At 56.7% G+C, this 20,251-nt stretch carries 22 protein-coding genes; 14 read left to right on the top strand and 8 right to left on the bottom strand.

Annotation, left to right across the window (positions count from 1 at the left end; genetic code table 11):
- The first annotated feature begins 48 nt into the window (after nt 1-48).
- From ACZ5GQ_RS04510 to ACZ5GQ_RS04490, 5 genes are all read left to right on the top strand, one after another.
- Nucleotides 49-1,287 carry a Cdc6/Cdc18 family protein gene (locus ACZ5GQ_RS04510; RefSeq protein ID WP_498855992.1) on the top strand — a complete coding sequence of 413 codons (1,239 nt, stop codon included), beginning with the start codon at nt 49-51 and terminating at the stop codon, nt 1,285-1,287.
- Nucleotides 1,288-1,298: 11 nt separating this feature from the next.
- Entirely contained in the window at nt 1,299-1,562 is a 264-nt protein-coding gene (locus ACZ5GQ_RS04505; protein WP_498855991.1) for a helix-turn-helix domain-containing protein, read from the top strand.
- Nucleotides 1,563-1,624: 62 nt separating this feature from the next.
- On the top strand, nt 1,625-2,056 hold the full coding sequence (gene moaC / locus ACZ5GQ_RS04500) for a cyclic pyranopterin monophosphate synthase MoaC (protein ID WP_498857373.1): 432 nt from the start codon (nt 1,625-1,627) through the stop codon (nt 2,054-2,056).
- A gap of 47 nt (nt 2,057-2,103) precedes the next feature.
- Nucleotides 2,104-2,352: a hypothetical protein gene (locus tag ACZ5GQ_RS04495; protein WP_498855990.1), complete on the top strand. Its 249-nt coding sequence runs from the start codon at nt 2,104-2,106 to the stop codon at nt 2,350-2,352.
- Nucleotides 2,352-3,422, top strand: coding sequence for a hypothetical protein (locus ACZ5GQ_RS04490; protein ID WP_498855989.1), 1,071 nt, complete (start codon nt 2,352-2,354; stop codon nt 3,420-3,422). Before ACZ5GQ_RS04495 ends, ACZ5GQ_RS04490 begins: the two co-directional genes overlap by 1 nt.
- Here the strand turns inward: ACZ5GQ_RS04490 and ACZ5GQ_RS04485 are convergent.
- Nucleotides 3,419-4,579 carry an NAD(P)-binding protein gene (locus tag ACZ5GQ_RS04485; protein WP_498855988.1) on the bottom strand — a complete coding sequence of 387 codons (1,161 nt, stop codon included), beginning with the start codon at nt 4,577-4,579 and terminating at the stop codon, nt 3,419-3,421. The two genes, ACZ5GQ_RS04490 and ACZ5GQ_RS04485, sit on opposite strands and share 4 nt — an antisense overlap.
- Nucleotides 4,580-4,669: 90 nt before the next feature.
- Here ACZ5GQ_RS04485 and acnA point away from each other — a divergent pair, with 90 nt between their 5' ends.
- Nucleotides 4,670-7,342: an aconitate hydratase AcnA gene (gene acnA, locus ACZ5GQ_RS04480; RefSeq protein ID WP_498857372.1), complete on the top strand. Its 2,673-nt coding sequence runs from the start codon at nt 4,670-4,672 to the stop codon at nt 7,340-7,342.
- A 122-nt stretch (nt 7,343-7,464) separates the two neighbouring features.
- Here acnA and ACZ5GQ_RS04475 read toward each other — a convergent pair whose 3' ends face one another.
- The 3 genes from ACZ5GQ_RS04475 to ACZ5GQ_RS04465 all read right to left on the bottom strand — a co-directional run bounded on the left by ACZ5GQ_RS04475 (nt 7,465) and on the right by ACZ5GQ_RS04465 (nt 9,724).
- Nucleotides 7,465-8,820: an APC family permease gene (locus tag ACZ5GQ_RS04475; RefSeq protein WP_498855987.1), complete on the bottom strand. Its 1,356-nt coding sequence runs from the start codon at nt 8,818-8,820 to the stop codon at nt 7,465-7,467.
- A 70-nt stretch (nt 8,821-8,890) separates the two neighbouring features.
- Nucleotides 8,891-9,490 (bottom strand): alpha/beta fold hydrolase, encoded by a 600-nt coding sequence (locus ACZ5GQ_RS04470; RefSeq protein ID WP_498855986.1) that lies wholly within the window; start codon nt 9,488-9,490, stop codon nt 8,891-8,893.
- Nucleotides 9,491-9,541: 51 nt separating this feature from the next.
- On the bottom strand, nt 9,542-9,724 hold the full coding sequence (locus tag ACZ5GQ_RS04465) for a DUF7128 family protein (protein WP_498855985.1): 183 nt from the start codon (nt 9,722-9,724) through the stop codon (nt 9,542-9,544).
- A gap of 166 nt (nt 9,725-9,890) precedes the next feature.
- On the opposite strand from ACZ5GQ_RS04465, the gene ACZ5GQ_RS04460 reads away from it, so the two are divergent.
- The 3 genes from ACZ5GQ_RS04460 (at nt 9,891) to ACZ5GQ_RS04450 (ending at nt 12,111) form a co-directional block, all read left to right on the top strand.
- Nucleotides 9,891-11,222 carry an MFS transporter gene (locus tag ACZ5GQ_RS04460; protein WP_498855984.1) on the top strand — a complete coding sequence of 444 codons (1,332 nt, stop codon included), beginning with the start codon at nt 9,891-9,893 and terminating at the stop codon, nt 11,220-11,222.
- Nucleotides 11,223-11,322: 100 nt separating this feature from the next.
- On the top strand, nt 11,323-11,847 hold the full coding sequence (locus tag ACZ5GQ_RS04455) for a hypothetical protein (RefSeq protein WP_498855983.1): 525 nt from the start codon (nt 11,323-11,325) through the stop codon (nt 11,845-11,847).
- A 90-nt stretch (nt 11,848-11,937) separates the two neighbouring features.
- Nucleotides 11,938-12,111: a hypothetical protein gene (locus tag ACZ5GQ_RS04450; protein WP_498855982.1), complete on the top strand. Its 174-nt coding sequence runs from the start codon at nt 11,938-11,940 to the stop codon at nt 12,109-12,111.
- Nucleotides 12,112-12,119: 8 nt separating this feature from the next.
- Here the strand turns inward: ACZ5GQ_RS04450 and deoC are convergent, their stop codons facing one another.
- Complete coding sequence (gene deoC / locus ACZ5GQ_RS04445; RefSeq protein ID WP_498855981.1) at nt 12,120-12,866, bottom strand: 2-deoxyribose-5-phosphate aldolase; 747 nt, start codon at nt 12,864-12,866, stop codon at nt 12,120-12,122.
- A 53-nt stretch (nt 12,867-12,919) separates the two neighbouring features.
- Between deoC and ACZ5GQ_RS04440 the strand changes: the two genes are divergently transcribed.
- On the top strand, nt 12,920-14,329 hold the full coding sequence (locus ACZ5GQ_RS04440) for an FAD-binding oxidoreductase (RefSeq protein WP_498857371.1): 1,410 nt from the start codon (nt 12,920-12,922) through the stop codon (nt 14,327-14,329).
- 16 nt (nt 14,330-14,345) lie between these two features.
- Here the strand turns inward: ACZ5GQ_RS04440 and ACZ5GQ_RS04435 are convergent, their stop codons facing one another.
- Together ACZ5GQ_RS04435 and glmS are read right to left on the bottom strand one after the other, a co-directional pair.
- Nucleotides 14,346-14,468, bottom strand: coding sequence for a hypothetical protein (locus tag ACZ5GQ_RS04435; protein WP_498855980.1), 123 nt, complete (start codon nt 14,466-14,468; stop codon nt 14,346-14,348).
- Nucleotides 14,469-14,579: 111 nt separating this feature from the next.
- A complete protein-coding gene (glmS, locus tag ACZ5GQ_RS04430) occupies nt 14,580-16,346 on the bottom strand; it encodes a glutamine--fructose-6-phosphate aminotransferase (protein WP_498855979.1) in 1,767 nt (588 codons plus the stop codon).
- Nucleotides 16,347-16,397: 51 nt separating this feature from the next.
- Here glmS and nagA point away from each other — a divergent pair, with 51 nt between their 5' ends.
- Both nagA and ACZ5GQ_RS04420 read left to right on the top strand, forming a co-directional pair.
- A complete protein-coding gene (gene nagA / locus ACZ5GQ_RS04425; RefSeq protein WP_498855978.1) occupies nt 16,398-17,561 on the top strand; it encodes an N-acetylglucosamine-6-phosphate deacetylase in 1,164 nt (387 codons plus the stop codon).
- 40 nt (nt 17,562-17,601) lie between these two features.
- Nucleotides 17,602-18,243, top strand: coding sequence for a LysE family translocator (locus ACZ5GQ_RS04420; RefSeq protein ID WP_498855977.1), 642 nt, complete (start codon nt 17,602-17,604; stop codon nt 18,241-18,243).
- Here ACZ5GQ_RS04420 and ACZ5GQ_RS04415 read toward each other — a convergent pair.
- Entirely contained in the window at nt 18,240-18,818 is a 579-nt protein-coding gene (locus ACZ5GQ_RS04415; protein ID WP_498855976.1) for an O-methyltransferase, read from the bottom strand. The two genes, ACZ5GQ_RS04420 and ACZ5GQ_RS04415, sit on opposite strands and share 4 nt — an antisense overlap.
- A gap of 176 nt (nt 18,819-18,994) precedes the next feature.
- Here ACZ5GQ_RS04415 and ACZ5GQ_RS04410 point away from each other — a divergent pair, with 176 nt between their 5' ends.
- Nucleotides 18,995-19,576: a hypothetical protein gene (locus ACZ5GQ_RS04410; protein ID WP_498855975.1), complete on the top strand. Its 582-nt coding sequence runs from the start codon at nt 18,995-18,997 to the stop codon at nt 19,574-19,576.
- A complete protein-coding gene (locus tag ACZ5GQ_RS04405; RefSeq protein ID WP_498855974.1) occupies nt 19,569-20,159 on the top strand; it encodes a hypothetical protein in 591 nt (196 codons plus the stop codon). The genes ACZ5GQ_RS04410 and ACZ5GQ_RS04405 overlap by 8 nt, the downstream gene beginning before the upstream one ends.
- Nucleotides 20,160-20,251: the final 92 nt, after the last annotated feature.

Here is a 20,251-nt window from a genome sequence, read left to right as displayed (position 1 = left end):
TTAATAGAAGGTATGAAAGTACCCTAGCCGACCGGAGGACAGGCCTTGATGGGAGGGAAAATATTTACTGACAGGAGGGTGTTTGAGGAGACTTACGTACCCAACATACTGCCCGTTAGGGACAAAGAGGCGGAGATGCTGCTGAACAGGTACATGTCTAGGTTCAGCGAGGGCCCGGGGGCTACCGACATAACAGTAATATATGGTTCCATAGGAAGGGTTGGCATAGGCAAGACCACGCTGGCAAAGTACGTGGCCCACGCCCTCGAGGAGCACCTGAAGAGAAGGGGCGTCAACCTCAGACCTGTCTACATAAACGTCTATGGCGCCCCCAGCGTACACCAGATACTTTCTGGCATAGTCTCAGAGCTCAACATAAACGTGCCAGTGAGAGGTACCGCTGCTATAGAGATGCTTAAGGCGATAACGGACTACCTTTACATAAAGGACTCATACGCCCTCGTGGTCCTAGACGAGTTTCAGTCGCTCCTAATGTCAACCAGGGTCAGCAACGAGGACCTCTATATGCTGCTAAGGGTTTATGAGGAGATACCCCCTAAGGATAACGTAAACAGGCTCAACTTCCTCCTGGTCTCACAGGACTTCAAGGTACTCAGCTACATGAAGGAGAGGATACCGCAGGTAGAGTCACAGATAGGTTTCAAAGTATATCTGAAACCTTACACGGCCGACGAGCTGAGGGCCATACTTGAGCAGCGGGCCGCCCTGGGCCTTGCGGACAGCGCGTGGAGCCATGACATAATTGACATGATAGCCGATTACTATGGCTACTCCGAGACTAAGGGAGGCGATGGCAGCGCCAGGAGGGCTATACTTGCGCTTAGGATGGCGGCCGAGATGGCAGAAGCCGAGGGGGCCATCAGGATAACGGAGGAGCACGTGAGGAGAGCCATAAGCACCGACGCCATATCAAACGTTCCGCTGGACGTCATGAGGTCTTTGAACATACACGAGCTACTCATACTGTTGGCGATCTCAACACTTATAGCAACCAAGGGAGGCTGGCTCTCCACCGGGGAAATAAAGGGCGAATATGAGAGCCTTGCCAGGGCCTACGGCGAGGAGCCAAGGAAGCACACCCAGTTCTACGAGTACCTCAAGGACCTCTCAAACCTGGGCCTCCTTGAGTCCAGGGTGACAAACCTGCCTCAGAGGGGTAGGACAACTATGGTGAGGCTTCCGCCCGAGATACCTGCGGACAGGCTCAGGGAGGTAGTTGAGTCCATAATAATGGACAGGGTAGGAGGCCCAAAGGTCTCGCCCTGAGGTGTTAGGACTTGAAGGTAGAGGACCTGCTCTCCAGCAGGGGCAGGGTGAAGGTACTGAAGGTGCTCCTGAGCGAGGGTCAGGCCAACATAACGAGGATAGTGAGGGAGTCCGGGCTCAACCACAGGCTCGTGGAGAAGCACCTTGAGGAGCTGGTTAAGATGGGCATAGTTCAGGAGAGGAGGTACGGGAGGCTTAGGATGTTTATGGTTGACCTTAGGGATCCCAGGGTCAGCGGCCTCAGCGAGGTCCTGAAGCAGCTGGAGAGCCTCTAGGTTTATGCAAGTTGATTTAACTTCAAGCGTGTAGGTCTCATTAGGTGACCTCAATGGCCCACATGGTTGACGTCACTAATAAGCCCGTAGTTTACAGGGAGGCCACGGCCTCCGGCGAGATAGTGCTTAGGCCTGAGACCGTTAGGAGGATCAGGGAGGGCCGCGTCGAGAAGGGCAACGTGGAGGCCGTTGCCTCCGTGGCCGCCATAATGGCCGCCAAGGACTCGTCGAAAATTATACCACTGGCTCACCCGATACCGATAACTGGCGTTGACGTAAGCTTTGACTACACTGAAAACAGCGTCAAGCTGAAGGTAACAGTCAGGACCAAGGCTGAGACGGGCGTTGAGATGGACGCCCTAGCAGGCGTCATGGCCGGCCTCCTGGCCATATGGGACATGGTCAAAGCGTATGAAAAGGATGAGAAGGGCCAGTATCCTGTAACTGCCATAAGGAATGTAGTGGTCAACTCTAAGATAAAGGGAGAGGCCTAGGTGCACCCATTTTTCCTCCCCCTCCACCTAGAGCTTAGGGAGCTGGCTTGAGGGTTCACGACGCGCTCAGGAAGGCATTCACCAAGTACAACGCTTACGCGGACCCATTCACGTTAATGGAACTAGAGACATTCGTTCAGGCGGCCGTCAGGGAAGGGCCTCAGGGTAATAGCATGAAGTCGCTGGTTGACAACATAGAGGTTATACTGAGGAGGTCCGAGGACCCTGACGCTGAGACGAAGGCGAGGGAGATAGCCGACTACGTGCTCCAGCTCTGCAGCTCAGGGTGCGACTAATGAGCCTCAGCAGGAACTCCCTGGCGTCACTGCTAGCTAATGCGGAGCCCCTGATAATACATCACTGGGACGTTGATGGCATAGCGTCCGCGGTGACCGTGGCTCAGTTCGTGGGGCCAGGGGCTGTTTTCATGGTGCCGCCCTTCACCTACAGGCCCCAGAGGGACTTTATGGGGCAGGTGTCTAAGCTGGCGGCCAGCAAGGACGTGATCCTTGTTCTAGATTATGACGTCTCTCCAGAGGTCTACGCGTCAATTGTGGCGGCCTCGGGAGGAAGGCCCGTGGTTGCCGTGGATCACCACACGACCACTTATCCAAGGGTCTCGAACTTCTATTACTATAACCCTGCAGCTGAGGGTGACCCCAATGGCCTCTGGCCCAGCGCGGCTCATGTAATAGCTGACGCCCTAGGCTTCTATGACCCCATGCTGGTTGCCATGAGCATATATGGCGACCTATGGGATGAGGCGGTTAATAACAGGGTCTACAGGGAGTATATGGAGGAAGTAGGGCTCGACGTTAAGGAGGACTCCGACCTGATAAGGAACTGTGCCATGCAGATATGGGCGGCGGAGGCGGCAAGGCTTAAGGACGTAATTGATGGTCTTGCCTACTCCCTAGCTTATGGCGGGGCAGACCCGTGTGAGGCCATAATGAGCGACCCCCGGATGACCAACGCAAGGGAGGCGGTAGAGGAGGAGCTGAGGAGGGCCCGCTCCTCCGCCTTAAGGAGGGAAGAGCTCAACGGAAGGGTGCTGACCTTCGGGGTTACAACCAAGTATAAGATAACGGGCATGCTAGCCAGGGAGCTTGCCAGGGAGAACGCCGGCAAGGTAGTGGTAGTTTACTCTATAGAGGAGGGATCCACGGGCAGGATCTACGTCAGGGGTCTCGCCCAGGCCAAGCCCCTCATAGAGGAGCTCCGCTCAAGGGGGCTTAACGTGGGCGGGAAGAGCCAGAGGGGCAACAACGTGGTCTCGCTTGAAGTTCAGCCAAGTAGCCTCGAGCAGGCGCTGGACCTAGTTATTAAGTCCATAGGAAAGCTTGCTGACCAACAGGTCAGCAGTTAGACCATATCTGCAAGGATTGACGCCAGAAGCCTAAGTGAAGTCATGGGGCTAATCTTTACTGCATCGGCTGCAGCCAGGTAAAACCTCCACGACTTAATTGACTCCCTGAGGAGGCTCTCATGAAGGTCATAGTCAACCCTGCCTGATACCCTCCCCGCAAGGCCTGAGTCCGTGGCGGCCCTAATAAGAACGTCAACGGCCTCTGGCCTATCGTGAAGCAGCCTGGAGAGCCTGTAGGTCCTCCTCAGGCTCTTAAGTACGTTCAACACGGCGCTCTCTACAGCGTCAGCGGGTTCAGCCCCGCCATTAATCAGGGCCTGAGCCTTCCTGGCGGCGGCCGCTGAGGGGTAAAGGCCTCCGCCGGTGAGCGGCTTATTCATCGAGGCAGCGTCGCCAACCGTTATTACCTTGCCTAGCCTCACCTTCCTCGGCATTGGGCCAGTTAATATGGGCCCCCCGTAGGTCTTCAGTGGCCTCCCCTCGGCCCCGTGAACCCTCATGGACTCCTCCAGCAGCCTTCCGAGGGGCCTTGGGTCCCTCGAGGCAGTGCCTATTATGGTGAGGTCGCTGAGGGAGACCCTCCACGAGAAGAAGCCGTTTGACGTGGTCCTGTCGAACTTAGCCACAAAGTCATCGCTTCCGCCAGCCTCAAACTCTGCGTTGACCCCGAAGAGGGGCTGCCCCGAGAACCCTATGCCTAAGGCTTTCCTCAGGCGGCCGTTAAAGCCCTCTGCTAGCACAACTACATCATAGCTCCTGCCTGAGGGAAGTACCTCGCCCGAGGGTAGGGGCCTAGCCCTGGCCCCCTTCACGAATTTCACCCCCTCGGCCTCGGCCTCCTCAAGCATAAGCTCCTCAAGCCTCACGCGGTCAAGCTTTACTATGGGCTGCGAGGCCCTGAGCCTAAGGGACAGCCTGGGGCCGGCTATGACGAAGCTCTCTATGGTTCCCAGCTCGGAGCTCAGGGCAGGGCGACCTATCATCTCCTGGGTAGCCTTGGATATGAGCCCTGTGCAGTGCTCGGGGTAGCCGACCCTGCTATGCTCCTCGTATAGGTCAACGTTCACTCCGCTCTGGGCCAGCGACAGGGCGAACATGAGCCCTGAGAAGCCGGCCCCTATTACGGCCGCCCTCATGTCCTGGGCCTGTAAGTTCACGCCTAGATGCAATAGCTAAAAATCCAGATGCTTAGGTTAGGAGGGGACTGAAGTTTGAGCGCACAGGACATAAGCGTGGCCTTTGAAAAGATGGACTCATACGCAGGCCCAGTGACAATAGTGAACCTCCGCAAGCTCGAGGAGAAGGGCCTAGTAAAGGTCAGCGAGATGCCCTACTCGATAAGGATCTTGCTGGAGAACATAGTGAGGAACTATGACGGCTTCGTGGTGAGGGACGAGGACCTTAAGACCATATTTAACTGGAAGGAGAACGCAGGGAAGGTTGAGATACCTCTCCTGCCTGCGAGGGTGATAATGCAGGACCTCACGGGAGTTCCGGCCATAGTGGACCTGGCTGCCATGAGGGACCAGTTCGCCCAGATGGGGTATGACCCTAACATGGTCAACCCTCTCATACCGGTTGACCTGGTCATTGATCATAGCGTCCAGGTTGACTACTATGGCACTAGCCTGGCCCTGAAGAAGAACATGGAGAAGGAGTTTGAGAGGAACTCGGAGAGGTACAGGTTCCTCAAGTGGGCGCAGAAGTCCTTCCAGAACCTGAGGGTCGTGCCTCCTGGCAAGGGAATAATTCATCAGGTCAACCTTGAGTACCTGGCCAAGGTTGTCTGGATAGGTAATGACAAGCGCAGGGGCCTCACCGCCTACCCTGACAGCGTCCTTGGCACTGATAGCCACACGACTATGATAAATGGCCTCGGGGTGCTTGGCTGGGGAGTTGGAGGCATAGAGGCGGAGGCTGTACTCCTTGGCCAGCCATACTATATGTTGGTACCGCCTGTGGTTGGAGTTAAGCTCGTGGGCAAGCCAAAGGAGGGCGTCACGCCAACGGACATAGTGCTCTACATAACCGAGACCCTGAGGAAGGCAAACGTCGTGGGCAAGTTTGTTGAGTTCTTTGGCCCAGGCCTGAAGTACCTGAGTGTCCCTGACAGGGCTACCATAGCTAACATGGCGCCAGAGTACGGGGCCACCATGGGTTACTTCCCAATAGATGATATAACCATAAGCTACCTGGCCATGAGCGGAAGGGATCCGAGGCACGTGAGCTTTGTGGAGGAGTACGCTAAGAGGGTGGGCCTCTGGTACGACGAGAACGCCCCACAGCCTTCCTACAGTCAGCTTATAGAGGTGGACCTGAGCAAGATAGAGCCAGCCATAGCTGGCCCAGCCCACCCCGAGGACAGGATACCCCTGAGCGCCGCCAAGCAGCAGCTTAACGCCATATTAGAGTCATACGTCAAGTCCCAGGGCAGGCAGAGGAAGGTCTCGAAGCTCACTATAGACGGCGAGACCTACGAAGTGGGCGATGGCATGGTAATAATTGCAGCCATAACCAGCTGTACCAACACGAGCAACCCAACTAACATGATAGCAGCCGGCCTCCTGGCCAGGAACGCAGTCCAGCGCGGCCTAAGGACGAAGCCGTGGGTCAAGACAAGCAACGCCCCGGGAAGCAGGGTGGTCACCGAGTACCTCACAAGGCTTGGCCTCATGCCTTACCTTGAGGCGCTGGGGTTCCACATAACTGGCTACGGCTGCACGGTCTGCATAGGCAACACTGGGCCTCTGAGGAAGGAGGTCGAGGACTTCGTAAGGTCTGAGAAGGTCTACACGGCTGCGGTGCTCAGTGGTAACAGGAACTTCGAGGGAAGGATACACCCGCTCGCCACGGGCGCCTTCCTGGCCTCGCCGCCCCTGGTGGTTGCGTACGCCATAGCCGGCAGGATAGATATAGACTTCGACAAGGAGCCCATAGGCTACGACCCCAACGGCGAGCCTGTTTACCTGAAGGACATATGGCCCTCGGCTGAGGAGGTGGCCAAGTATGTTCAGGGAGCCCTTGACCCGAAGGAGTTCCAGGAGAAGTACAGCGACGTATTTGAGGGGACGGAGGAGTGGGTGAAGCTTGAGGCGCCAGCCACGCCAACGTTCCAGTGGGATCCCAAGAGCACCTACCTCAAGAGGCCCCCGTTCTTCGAGGGAATGAGCGAGAACCCTGAGCCACTTAAGGACATAAAGGGAGCGAGGGTGCTAATCTATGCCCCGGACAGGATAAGCACTGACCACATAAGCCCGGCAGGCGCCATAAGCCCAACATCAAAGGCAGGCCAGTACCTGCTCAGCCTGGGAGTGAAGCCTGAGGAGCTCAACACGTGCGGGAGCAGGAGAGGCAACCACGAGGTAATGATGAGGTGCACCTTTGACAACCCCAAGTTCAAGAACCTGCTGACCCCTGACAGGACTGGAGGCTACACCATATACTGGCCTACCAAGGAAGTCATGCACGTGTTCGACGCAGCGATGAAGTACAAGGAGGCAGGCATATCCGTCATAGTACTGGGCAGGAGCCAGTACGGCATGGGGAGCAGCAGGGACTGGGCGGCCAAGGGACCCTACCTACTCGGCGTCAAAGCAGTCATAGCTAAGAGCTTCGAGAGAATTCACAGGAGCAACCTGGTAGGCATGGGAATAGTTCCCATAGAGTTCATGCCTAACGAGGGCCCTGACGAGCTGGGGCTTGACGGCAGCGAAACCTATGATATAATAGGGCTCTCTGACCTGACCCCAGGCAAGATACTGACCATAAGGGCGGTGAAGCCAGACGGCAGGGTGATAGAGTTTAAGGCCAAGGCAAGGGTTGACACGCCCATAGAGGTCGAGTACATAAAGCATGGAGGGATACTGCACTACATGCTAAGGCAGCTAATGAAGGAGGCAAAGGAGAAAGCTAAGGGGTGAGGGGTGCAGCCCTGAACGTCAAAAACATTTACATAAAAGTTTAGGAGGCCGGAACTTTTTTCTATATGTCTTAGTTCCTTCACCTCCCACAGAAGTGGGTAACAGGCGGAAGTTATAAGTGTTCACCTGCGAGCGCGGCTCAGGTACCTTCTTACGGGACCCCTTGAGATTGACCGACTTCCGGGCTGCCCGCCTCCGAGCATGTCTAGTATCTCGGCATAGAAGAAGCCAAGGATTATCCACCCCATGAAGACGTAAACCACGTACTTGTTGACGCTGGGAAGCGAGTAGAGGAGCACGAATACGCTGAGGAGGCCGCCGGCAAGCCCTATTATGAGCTCATGCAGGTGCTTGAGGGCCCTCTTGGCCGAGAGCCTAGCCAAGGAGAAGTTAGCTGAGGAGTGTATGAACAGGTTAAACATGCCTGCGAGGGAGCCAAGGGCCACAAACGTGTAGAAGAGCCCGAAGCTGTAGGCAAGGAGCGTGAGGACTGTAACGAAGAGGGCAGCTGCCATGGCCTCAGCGTAGAGAGGCCTGCCCCTCACCCTGGCTGACAGCGCCTTCGGCATGTAGCCGTCCAACGCTATGGCCTCTATAGTCCTCGAGAGCGCAAGCATATAGGAGACGCCTCCGAGGGCGCCATCATTTATCGCTATGATGGTCAGGGGGATCAGGCTGTAGAGGCCAAACCTGTGAAGAGAGTACCTAACCAGGTTCCCTGAGAACTTCATGGCTTCAAGCGAGTACAGGAAGAGGGAGGCCAGCGAGCCACCGTAGAGGACAACCATGACGGCAGCCTTGCCTATGTTCCTGGGCTCCGCGTCGTTGCCAAGGGGCGCTATGGAGCCGTAGCCCGTCGGTATTCCAAGTCCCAGGAGGGTGGCCGCGAGGAGCGTCGAGCTCAATCTGAAGCTAAACGGGTTGTAGAGCCTCCAGCCCGAGTCCCCGAGGAAGATTACAGAGAGCGACACAATTATTGCCATCTCAACTATGGAGAAGGCCTCGGCGTACTTGGCTGAGTACCTTATGCCCAGCATTACTACGATAGCTGCCGCGGAGCTCAGGAGAAGCGCGAGTGCCCACTGGGGCAATATATCGCCAACTCCCTGCTGGAGCACGTAGGCGCCTCCGGTGAGCAGGGTGCCGCCGTAGGCTACTGCATAAGCCAGGTACGTCCAACCCGTGTTAAGGCCAAGGTTTGGAGTTAAGGAGTAGTAGGCGTAGACGTAGTAGCCCCCTCCCCTCTTAAACCTCCTGCTCATGAAGTAAACCACGAGGCCATTTATGCTGACCACCGCAGTTGCTATGAGCATGGCCAGGGGCGCGGCCTCCCGCGCAAGTATAACCATTGCGGTTCCAAACGTGAGCAGCGATATAAGCGGCGCCTGGCCTCCAAATGAGAGGAAGAAGAGCTCCCGGAGGCCGAGCTTCCCATGTTTGTCTTCCTTTACCTGCAGTAGCTCAGCCCTTTCTGGCACCAGAACTCAGCCAGGAAGCCCTGGGGCTGAGAGGGCTAAAGGATATTCCAGGAACAAAAACTTAAAAGGCTCAGGCCTGAGCTACCCTGCTCCTCAGGAACTCTACCACCGTCTGCACGAAGCCCTGGGGGTCATCAAGGTAGCAGGCGTGCCTCTCGCCTATTCTGACCAGCTCAGCAGTGTTAACCCTACTCATTACAGCTTCGGCGTTGTCTATCGGAGACACGTCATCGTGCTTGCCCCATATCAGCAGTATTGGTTTGCCTGTAAGCACCTTGAACTGAGGCCCGTGCCTCACGAGGTCCACAGCGCCCACCAGGACCAGGCCAAGCACCTTGTCGGGGTGGGCCAGCGCGTATGTGGCAACGGTGTTGCCTCCAAGGCTCGCGCCAAGCAGCACCCCTGCGTTGAAGTTGACCATGGGCAGGAAGTCCTCCAGAAACTTCAGGCCTCCCCCGAAGCCATACTTGCCCTGGGGGGTCTCGCCCTGGCCAGGGGGGTCAACGGATACGGCCCTGAACCCGGCATCAGCTACTGCCTTAACGAGGCCTACCTGCACCCATGTCCTGGCGTTGTAGGCGGCGCCGGGCATCATGACAACGGGGGTGCCGGAGCCCTCCTCTATGTAGTGAACCCTGACTCCTCCAACGGTCACATACTTGTCGGGCACTCTGGGTCCCAGAGGAACTTCAGGTGCTTGAAGAAAAACGGCTATCTCTGCTTACCGCAGCCTCAGCCCAGCCCTCCTAATCTTGCCTATGGCCTTCTTTGTTATCTCCATGTTGCAGGATCCGTGGGCTGAACACCACGACTCACAGCTCCTGGCGGTGTCGCTGTCGGCATATATCATGCCGCAGACCTCACAGGCATAGTATCTCGAGCTCCCTAGGACTACCTCCAGCACCGGAAATCGCCACTGGTAACATGCACTCAATACTTTTATAAGAGTAGGTCCTTATTGAGGCCGGACACGCGCTTGCTTAGGTAAACGGCAGGACTTTTAGTGGGCATCTGTGCGCTAAGAATGCTTTTAAATAATTGAGAACAGTTGTTCTTAATGGTGGCGAGAGTTGCCCGAGGACCTTGGAGGCCTAATAGACAGGGCCCGCTGGGGGAGGGCTCACACGCTAATATTTGCGTCAACAGCTGTGGGCTTCTTCATATGGGGCATAATTAACGCCCTCGCGTACTCTGTCTACCCGAGCTATAACAACATCTACTACATAGTGGTTGTGGCCGCAGCGCCACTGCTGGGCGACCTAATACTTTCATGGCTTTCGGACAGGTCCCTCGGTAGGAAGAGCATGTACATAATAACCATGAGCCTTTATGGCGTAGGAAGCGCGATAATAGCTCTTGACCTGTTGATGCTTAAACCGGGCACCTGGCAGATGATAATATTCCTGGCGGCCTACGCGCTCTCCATGATAGGCGTTGAGGGTGAGGTGCCCGTAGGGCTGGCGCTTCTGGCGGAGATAATGCCTGTCAAGTGGAGGCAGAAGAGCCTGATCATAAGCCCTAACTTTGAGAACATAGGGGCAGCCGTGGGCGCGGCGGCTATATACTTGGCATACTTCCTAGGCCCTCACGCCCCGGTCGTGGACGCGCTCTCGATAGTTGGCATAGCCATGGGAGGCCTTATAGCAGCCATCGTAATTAGGCTCATGATGCCTGAGTCCATAAGGTGGCTAACTACCAAGGGACTGGCCAGCGCAGCCAGGAAGGAGGCTGAGAGGGCCAACTTCACCGAGGACCCTGACGTGAAGGTTGAGGATGTTAACAACAGGCTGGGCATGAAGTCAAGGTTCCTCGTGCTCACCTCCTGGAGCATCGCGAACTACCTGACGTGGTCACTCATGGCTTTTGTGCTGGCAGACTACTACTTCAAGCCGCCGCAGCTCTACCTGGTGATGTTTTATGCTAACCTGGGCGCTTCAATGGCAGGCCTGGTGGTTCCGCTTTTCATAGAGAGAATCAACACTAAGAGTTACAGTCTGCTGTCGTTCGCGCTGGCGTCGCTTAGCTTTATACCGGTGCTGCTCTACATAGCTCTAGGCCTTAACAACGCTACCATATTCTACGCCCTGACGTTCTCTAATCTGTTCTTCATAACATTCACCTGGTTTGCCAGGACTATATATGAGCCGCTGCTCTTCCCGACAGACAGGAGGGCCTTCATGGTGGGCTCCGTGAGGGCAGTGGCGATGACCGCGTACACAGCGTCTACCTACGTCACTTACAGCTTCTCAGAGCTCGACTTCGCGCTCTATGGACTTGCCATGGAGCTCATTGGGCTGGCCGGGGCCCTGTGGTGGACCTTAAAAGGCTATGACGTGAGGATGAAGTCGACCGACTCCCTGTCGGCGATGCCAACAAGGCCTTCCTATAGACCGCTGCCTTGAGGGAGCGTCAACTTTTTATAAACTAATTATTATAAACTAAATTAATTAATACATTAGTTTTAAAGGATTCATTGCCTTGTAGAACTATGGGACTCCCACGTTGGAGATTCCAAGCTACCTGGAGCTACTGGACTACCAGGACGACAGCATAGCCATTAAGGCGTGGGGCGAGGCCATTAAAAACCTGTCAATGGACTACGTGAGAGCCAGAGTAATAGCCAGCAGGGCAAGGCTCCTCTCGCTGCTCTCATCGAGCAGCATACAGGTCAGGGTGACAGCTTGGCCGATGGCTGTAACGCTACTAAAGGAGGGGCTGCTAAGCGAGAGCGAGCTGAGGCCGTTGGGCAAGTACTATGTGGAGGCCTTGAACTCCATAGGCCCTGAGGACTACATCAAGGCGATCTTCGTCTCCGTTGCTCCAGAGCTTATCTCAAGAGGTATAATAGGTAAAGAGGACGTCAAGGCGGCCAGCGGCACTATATGGGGGCTTGTGGACAGGCTAGGCGCAAGCCTCCCCCAGCTAACTAAGGCTGTGGAGGAACTGCTCAGGGTCGGTGCGCTTTCAAAGAGAGGGAGCTGGTCCAAGGGCGTCAGGATCCTGAGCGACGACACCATAATTCTTTAAGCTCAGTTAAACTTTTTAGCCTGTGCTAAACAAGTATAAAGGTAAGTGGGTGATCCTCCAGAGTTGGAACGACGGAAGTCGGGTAGGCTTATGTATGTAGTTCAGGGTCTGGTTTTTCTTGTCTCCCTGGCGTGGGCGCTGGCAATGCAACACCAGGCCTCCCTGGCCGGGCTCGCAGGGGCTGTTGGGGCCTCAATGATAGATGACGTGGCCATGGCGGCTGCCCCGCTGCTAATTAAAGCTGTGAGGGGGAAGCCTAGATAGCTAAAGGATTAAGCCATGGCTGAGCTGACGTCCCTCCATATCAAGGCCGCCGCGCTCGTGCCAATCCTAAACCTTGAGGGGTCTGGGGGCCTTCCAGAGGCCTCAAGTAGCTCTTGGACCTGCCTCAGGGTCCTTATGCCGCCGGCCGCCTTTATCCCAAGGGAGGGGTTGTACTTGTTAGCAACCTCTACCATAAGCCTTACGTTGTCGGTCTGGGCCCCTGGCCTGTTACCTATTGAAGACGTGTACTCCTTGTCCTCAAAGCCAGTGCTGGTCTTTATGAAGTCGGCCCCTGACGTGGCCACCATCTCGTAGAGTTTAAGCTTCTCGTCCCTCGTCGTGTAGGCGTCCTCCACAATGACCTTTATTACAAGGCCCTCGTCGTGGGCCGCCCTGACCACCCTCTTCAGGTCCCTGGAGACCTCGGCCCACCGACCTGACTTGACTAATGTGATGGGCGCCACTACGTCCACCTCATCTGCTCCATTGGCCGCAGCCCTGACTACCGCGTTAACCCTGGACTCCGTGTCCATGGCTCCAAATGGGAAGTCTATGACAGAGCAGACCCTCAGGTTGGCCCCTGAGTCGTCCACAAGGCTCCTGACGAAGCTCACGTAGACAGGGTTCACACAGATGGAGTAGCAGCCAAAGCTGACAGCCTCCTGAAAAACTTTCATGACGTCGTCCCTCGTGGAGTAAGGCTTAAGGATGGTGTGGTCTACGAGCCTCATAATATCAGCTCCGGTCAGGCCCAAAGTTACCTCCCTAAGGCGCTAGGCTTATTGCCATTATAAGCCTAAGATACGTGGTGCGGCCATTGGAGGACAGGGTAAGCGAGGCCGTCAAGCTTCTGAGGGGTGAGCTGGGTGAGGATAAGATAATAACTGACCCTAACGTGGTGGCTCTGTACTCGAGGGAGCCGGACGGGCTGGCGCATCAGGCCAGCGCTGTTGTGTTCCCGTCGACGCCTGAGGAGGTAAGCAGGGTCTTAGCCATAAGTTACTCCTACGACGTCCCTATATACCCTCAGGGAAGCTCAAGTAGCCTCTCAGGCAACGCTGTGCCTGTAAAGGGAGGGCTCGTGCTTAGCCTCGAGAGGATGTCTTCAATACTTGACGTTAGCCTGGCGGACTCCGTCGTTGACGTTGAGCCGGGCGTCAGGATAGACGAGCTGAACGTCGAGCTATCAAAGGTCGGCTACATGTTCCCCGTCGATCCAGCGAGCCAGGCGGTGGCCACCGTGGGAGGGGCGATAAACAACGGCGCAGGCGGCATGAGGGGAGCAAAGTATGGCACCATGAGAGACTGGGTCAACGGCCTTGAGGTAGTGCTGGCGGACGAGTCCGGCACGAGGATCTGGCTGGGGTGCCGTACGGTTAAGTGCAGGGAGGGCTATGACCTGGTTAGGCTTATAGTTGGCAGCGAGGGCACCCTGGCGGTTGTGACAAGGGCTACCCTCAGGATAGCGCCTCTGCCCGAGAAGGTTGTGACGGCGCTGGCGTTCTTTGATGACATAGATTCGCTGATGAAGGCCTACATGGCCATTAAGACCAGCAGGGTGCAGCCATACATAGCTGAGTTCATGGATGCGCCAACAGTTAAGCTCGCCTCGCAGGCCGTGAGCCTCCCGTTTGAGGCCAGCGGAAACATGTTCCTGGTGAGCCTTGAGAGCACGCCTGAGAGCTCGGAGAGGCACCTAAGGTGGCTTGAGAATGTAATGAGGTCCTCAGGGGCCAGGAGCGTCTACACGGCGGACAACGATAAGGATGCCGAGCCCCTCTACCAGCTCAGGAGGTCCCTGTTTCCAGCCCAGGTTAACATGTTCAGGAGGCCTGGGAGGCCGTTCCAGCTGTTCATAGAGGACATAGTGGTGCCCCCTTCCAGGGTGCCTGAGGCCATAAGGGAGCTCAGGGCCCTTGACGACAAGTATGGCCTAACCTCGTCCCTGGGAGGCCATATAGGCGACGGCAACCTGCACCCTGCTATAGGCTTCGACCCAACGGACCCCGAGTCTAGCAGGATGGCCCTACAGTGGTTTGACGACGTGGTTGATATAGCCCTGAGGTTGGGAGGGGCCGTGAGCGCGGAGCACGGCATAGGCATAATAAAGAGGGAGGCGCTGAGGAAGGCAGTCGGCGACAGGCAGCTCGAACTTATGAGGTCCATCAAGGCAGCCTTTGACCCGAAGGGCATACTCAACCCTGGGAAGCTTTTCTAACACGAAGAGGAAAAGATTACCTTGTGAACCTGTAGAGGCCGCTCTGCACTAGAAAGCTGATCTGCAGGGAGTCCTGTTGGCCGTGCGGGGACCTAACTATCCTGGCAGAGCTCCTGTTCTCACTCCTTATGGTTGACATTTTTCTCTCCCAATCGGTGTGTACTGTTTCAGCACTTTTAAACAGTTATTCGTATTAATGAATCAGTAAAAATAGACATTGATTGATAATAAAATGTGTACAGCGAGCTGTTCACGTGGTTATGGCCTTGGCCAAGCCGGGCGGCGAGTCTATAGGCAGGCCCTTCTCAAAGCCGACCCTATATGCAAGTAGCTGAAGCGGCACAACTGCGGCTATTGGATAGAGCTCAGGCCTCACTGCGCGGGGCGCTTGGAGGGCGGCCTGCGGGGAGTCAGAGACCTCTATTACCTTGGCCTCCCTAGCCCTCAGCTCCGACATGACCCTTGAGTAAAGCTCCTCGGCCGCCTCCTCCCTGGGCTTAATAACTATTATTGGGTAGTTGCCCCTAGCCAACACCATAGGGCCATGCCTCAGCTCTCCCAGCTGAACGCCCTCGGCGTGAAGCATCGCGGCCTCCTTGAGCTTGAGAGCCCCCTCCAGCGCCACGGGGTATGTTATGCCGCTGCTCACCACGTAGGCGTCCCTGGAGTCCCTCAGCTCCCCCGCTATCTTTGACGCGGCCGCGTCTATGATCTGCATGCTCTCCGCCAGGGACTTGGAGAAGGACCTCACGTCATTGTAAAGCTCGTTGAGCTCCGCCTGGGAGAGCCTGCCCGCAGTGAGGCCTACGTAGGCTGCCAGGAGCATGAGGGCGACCAGGGTCGACGTGAAGGTCTTGGTTGCTGGCACTGCGAGCTCAGGCCCAGCGCCTATTGGAAGGTAGACGTTGGACTCCAGCGCGAGCCTTGAGCCCAAGACGTTGGTGACCCCGACTATTACAGCCCCCCTCTGTTTAGCCATCTTAACGCTCCTTATGACGTCGCTTGTCTCGCCGCTCTGGCTGACCGCCAGCACCACCGTGCCCGTTCCGACGCTGTCAAGGGCGTAGTAGGGGAACTCCGCCGCGCTGACCACGTCTATGTTAATGCCTCCAAGTGACGAGAAGTAGTAGGCCGACACCATCCCTGCGTGGAGGCTGGTCCCGTTGCCTATTATGAACGTCCTCCTGGCGCCGTAGAGTATCATGCCTGAGAGCCTCAGGTACTTGTCCATCAGCGAGTGGATGGTCCTCTCGAGGGCCTCAGGAATCTCATAGATCTCCTTAAGCATGTAGTGCGGGTAGCCTGCCTTGTCAAGGGACCCCGGCTCGTACTTGACCCTCTTGGAGGTGAGCTGCTGCAGGGGGCTCCCATCGGCGCTGAAGATTGAGAACTCGCCTGAGGCGGATATGTAGCCATAGGAGCCCTCAGGCACTATTATGGCCTCATCGGCGAAGCCGTAGAGGCTTGGCAGGTCGCTGGCCAAGTACAGGCAGTCCTGCCCCTTGCCTACCACCAGGGGCTGGCCTACCTGTATGAACCAGACCCTCTCGTCGCCCGACCTCACGTAGGCCACTGAGAATGTGCCATGAAGAGCGCCCAGCAGGTCCCTGGGGCCCTTGCCCTCCTCAAGCAGGTGCGGCACTACTTCAGTGTCAGTCGTGGTTACAAGCCTGTGCCCCCTGGAGGCCAGTGAGGAGCGGAGCTGCTCATAATTATCTATAACCCCGTCCATGACGACCGCCACGCTTCTCGTGCAGTCAAGTATTGGGTGGGCGTTCTCAATGGTTGGCCACCCCCTGGTTGCATACCTTGTATGGCCCAGGGCCACGCGCGACGTAAACGAGAAGAGCCCAGCATTTCTGTCCGCAGGTCCCATGGCCTTCTTAACCTCAAGCCTGTCGTCCAGAAATGCGACGCCGACGCTGTCATAGCCCCTGTAGGTTAACCTTCTCAGCCCCTCAAGTATTGCTGAGCCGTCCCTTCGCGACCTGCAGGCGAACGCGAATATTCCTCCCAAGTTTCCACCAAGTAACCTGGGCCGCGGGAGCTATAAAGGAGGCCTCTGTCCATGGGCAGCTTAACCCTAAGGCACGCAGTGCTAGTAACACCACGGGAGGTCATACCTGACGGCTTCGTGAGGATCGTTAATGGAACAGTGACAGAGGTAGGCCCTGAGCCCACAGGGCAGGGGGCCGACGACATTAACTTAAGGGGCTACTTGGTGGCCCCAGGGCTTGTGGACGTGCACATACACGGCGCGGGCGGCTATGACGTTATGGACCTGACGTCAAAGGACCTGGAGGGGATGGCCAAGTTCCTCGCGTGCAGGGGCGTGACGTCCTTTGTGCCGACCACCGTCAGCCTTCCGCCCGATGATATAAAGAGGGCGTGCAGAGCCCTGGTTGACTTCATCGAGTCTAGGCCAAGGGGTGCGGCCAGGGCCCTAGGGCTTCACCTCGAGGGGCCTTACATAAGCCCTAGAAGGCGTGGCGCCCACCTCGCGGCTAACCTCAGGACCCCAGAGCTCGGCGAGATCAAGGAGCTACTCGCTGAGTGCGGCGGGGTAATAAGGGAGGTCACAATAGCGCCTGAGCTGCCGGGCGCCATTGACGCTATAAGGCTGCTGTCGTCCAGCGGGGTTACAGTCCAGCTGGGCCACACTGACGCCACGTTCTCTCAGGCCATGGAGGCCCTCAGGGCCGGAGCCACTAAGTTCACGCACCTCTTCGACGCCATGAGGCCCTTCCACCACAGGGAGCCGGGCACGGTGGGGGCGGCGCTTCTCAGCGATGCCTACGTTGAGCTAATAGGTGACATGATCCACGTGTCCCCTGAAGCGGTGCTCCTGGCATACAGGGTCGTTGGACCCCACAGGCTGGTACTAGTCTCAGACGCAACTCCGGCCGCAGGGCTGCCTGATGGGGAGTACTCGTTCTGGGGCCTCAGCGTGGTCAAGAGGGGCGGGGCGGCGTGGATCAGGGGCTCTGACACGCTGGCCGGTAGCGCCTCAACCCTGGAGACCGACATGGCTAACCTTTACAGGGTTGTGACTAACGTCTCCGATGCTGTAGGCGCTGCCACCCAGAACCCAGCTATGTCAATAGGGGCCCACGTGAAGGATGGCGTTGGCGAGCTGAGGGCCGGCATGAAGGGTGATGTAGTAGTCCTCGACAAGGACCTGAAGGTCATAGCTGCTATAATGGGCGGGGACGTCGTCTGCGGAAACCTTTAGGAGCGCAGGATTATATAGAAGACCTTTCCCACTAGCAGGGGTGCAGGAGCTGCAGGCGCTCCAGCTCATAGGCCTCACTGTGGCCCTCTCAGCGAGCGGGGCCCTCTCGCCTGGGCCCCTCTCAGCTGCGGCGGTGGTCAACGGTGCCAGGCACTCCTGGAGGGCAGGAATTAAGATGGCCGCCGGCCACATGACCTTTGAGCTCCCCTTCGTCATAGCAATAGGCCTAGCCGCCTATGAGCTCAGGTGGGTCCTCAGCATAAGTCTCGTCAGGTACTTCCTTGGAGGCGTGCTCGGGGCCTTCATAGCTTACTTCTCCGCTATAACGGCGGTTGACGGCATAAGGATGCTCAGGGGCAGGGACCCAGAGGCAAGAGCCTCTATTGCCTCAACCCCATACATTACTGGGCTTGCCCTCACGGCCCTCAACCCCTTCTTCCTCCTGTGGTGGCTCACGGTGGGTCTCCTGCTGGTGGAGGCCGCGTCTACTATGGGCCTCGTGGTGGGTTACTCAATAATGTACCCAAGCCACGTCTGGATGGACTACGCATGGCTCACCCTGCTCTCGGGCCTTGGCCATCAGGGCAGGAGGCTCCCAGGCAGGAGGTACGGCATCCTCCTCCTGGCCCTCTCAGCCGTTATGCTGGCCGCCGGGGCCTACTCGCTTATGGCCCTGGCCTAGGGCCTTCTGGCTATCAGTATGCCCTCCAGCGTGGGCACTACGGCGTACCTCCAGCCGGCGCTGCTGAGCTGCTGGAAGGTCTCGGCGGGCGGCGGGGGCCTTATGGCGTTGTGGAACAGGACGAGGCCTCCCCTCTTAAGCTTCCTAAGCATGAGCTCAGCGACCCTTGGGTAAAGGCTCACGTGGACGTCTACAAAGGCGGCGTCTATACCCTCATCATCAACCCCCTCAAGCACGTTGACCGCGTTGCCCTCAATAAACGACACCTTGGCCTTCTCAAGCTTGACGCCCTTAAAGAACTCCTGGGCGGCCTTGACCCTGTCGCCCCTGAGCTCGACAGCTATGACGTCGCACTCGCCCGTGCATGAGTCCTCAAGGGCCTTGGATATCCAGAGGGTTGAGTAACCCATGGCTGAGCCCAGGTCAAGGACCTTGGCCCCGGAGGCCCCGCTCAGGTGGGTGAACAGGGCGGAGTAGATGACAAGGCCGTCCTCAAAGTCAATCCTGCTGACACCTGCGGAGTCAGAGTCAAGCCTGAGCTTCAGCTCCAGGTCCCTGAAGTCGCTCTCCCTCAAGCTGTAACCCCTGCGCTTGGTTAGGGCATTGCTAATTTAAGGTAACTCTTTTTTGAAATATAATAATTACTAATTTAAAACGTAATATAGAGACTTAGGATTTGTATGCGAATTGTACATAATTTTGAAAAATCATTTTAAATTTAATTTGACCTAAACTCCCTTGAGGCGAGACAGTGGACGTAAAGCTGGTGGGCCTCTCGGCGCTTGTAGTTGTGCTAGTGATAATTGCCGGCGCCCTAGGGGTCATGTACTCGTCGTTGGTCTCAAAGTACTCCAGCCTGAAGTCCAGCTACTCCTCGCTGAAGAGCAGCTACTCCAGCCTGAACACCAGCTACACAAGCCTCAGCTCCAGCTACTCTTCACTTAAGAGCGAGTACTCCTCGCTGCAGAGCGACTACTCAGCCCTCGAGAGTATGTACAAGAACCAGCAGGTTGACGTTGTGCTGGCCGCAGCAATGAGCCACTGGAACGACATAGCCATAGAGAGCCCCAGCCTCGTCATAATGCAGTACGCCCCTGACGCGACCCTTGACTGGATTGGCGGACCACTGAGCGGCGTCTACAGCGGCATCTCCGCAATTAATGCGACGTGGAACAAGTTCTTCAACATGTATGAGACTGTCTACTGGTACACAATTGTGCCCCCGACGGTGACCATGGTCAGCCCAGTGGAGTACAATGTGACTGGGTACGCGCAGTTCCTCAGTAGCGCCTACCGCTGTTCCAATACACCCGCTGGTGCTCAACGTGACTGAGATTTTGACCTACACCTACAACGTGTCAGCGGCCCAGTTCCAGATAACTCACGAGGTCTGGAAGGTCAAGCCGCTCTCGCTCAGCGACGTAATAGCTGGCTACCCGCCGCAGACTTACATAGAGGAGCAGATGGCGCTTGCGCAGGCTTACGCGCACTGGAACGACATAGCGATAGAGAACGCCTCCCTGATAATAACAGAGTACGCGCCGAACGCCACGCTGCACTGGATAGGAGGGCCGCTTAGCGGCAACTACACTGGGATCTCCGCGATTAACGCCACCTGGACAAAGTTCGACAACATGTATGAGTACGTGGTCTGGTATGCCCTCGTGCCGCCAACAGTGCAGGTCAAGGGAGACATGGCCATGGTAAAGGCCCCGCTGCAGTTCGTCGTGTTCCCATACCCGACTGCATCTAACCAGCACCCGGTCGAGCTGGTGCTCAACGTGACTGAGATACTGTACTACAACTACAACGCGACAGCCATGCAGTGGCAGATAGTCAACGAGTACTGGATAGTGCACCCGCTCCCAATCTCCGACGTTGCCCCAGGCTACTCTCCTGGCCAGTACCAGGGCTGAGGGGCACGGGCTTGATGAACTACCTGAACTTAAAATCAAGGTCTTTTTTATTCAATCTGCTTATTTACTCAGGCTTACATATGACCTCCTGG

It is taken from the genome of Caldococcus noboribetus, assembly GCF_055389385.1.
The sequence above is the reverse complement of the archived record's forward strand: the minus strand, read 5'-3'. Positions and strand labels throughout refer to the sequence as shown.

Coding starts and splice junctions, on each gene's coding strand:
- ACZ5GQ_RS04510 (WP_498855992.1), top strand. CDS start 49: ATGGGAGGGAAAATATTTACTGACAGGAGGGTGTTTGAGGAGACTTAC.
- moaC (WP_498857373.1), top strand. CDS start 1,625: ATGGTTGACGTCACTAATAAGCCCGTAGTTTACAGGGAGGCCACGGCC.
- ACZ5GQ_RS04490 (WP_498855989.1), top strand. CDS start 2,352: ATGAGCCTCAGCAGGAACTCCCTGGCGTCACTGCTAGCTAATGCGGAG.
- acnA (WP_498857372.1), top strand. CDS start 4,670: ATGGACTCATACGCAGGCCCAGTGACAATAGTGAACCTCCGCAAGCTC.
- ACZ5GQ_RS04450 (WP_498855982.1), top strand. CDS start 11,938: ATGTATGTAGTTCAGGGTCTGGTTTTTCTTGTCTCCCTGGCGTGGGCG.
- ACZ5GQ_RS04435 (WP_498855980.1), bottom strand. CDS start 14,468: ATGTCAACCATAAGGAGTGAGAACAGGAGCTCTGCCAGGATAGTTAGG.
- nagA (WP_498855978.1), top strand. CDS start 16,398: ATGGGCAGCTTAACCCTAAGGCACGCAGTGCTAGTAACACCACGGGAG.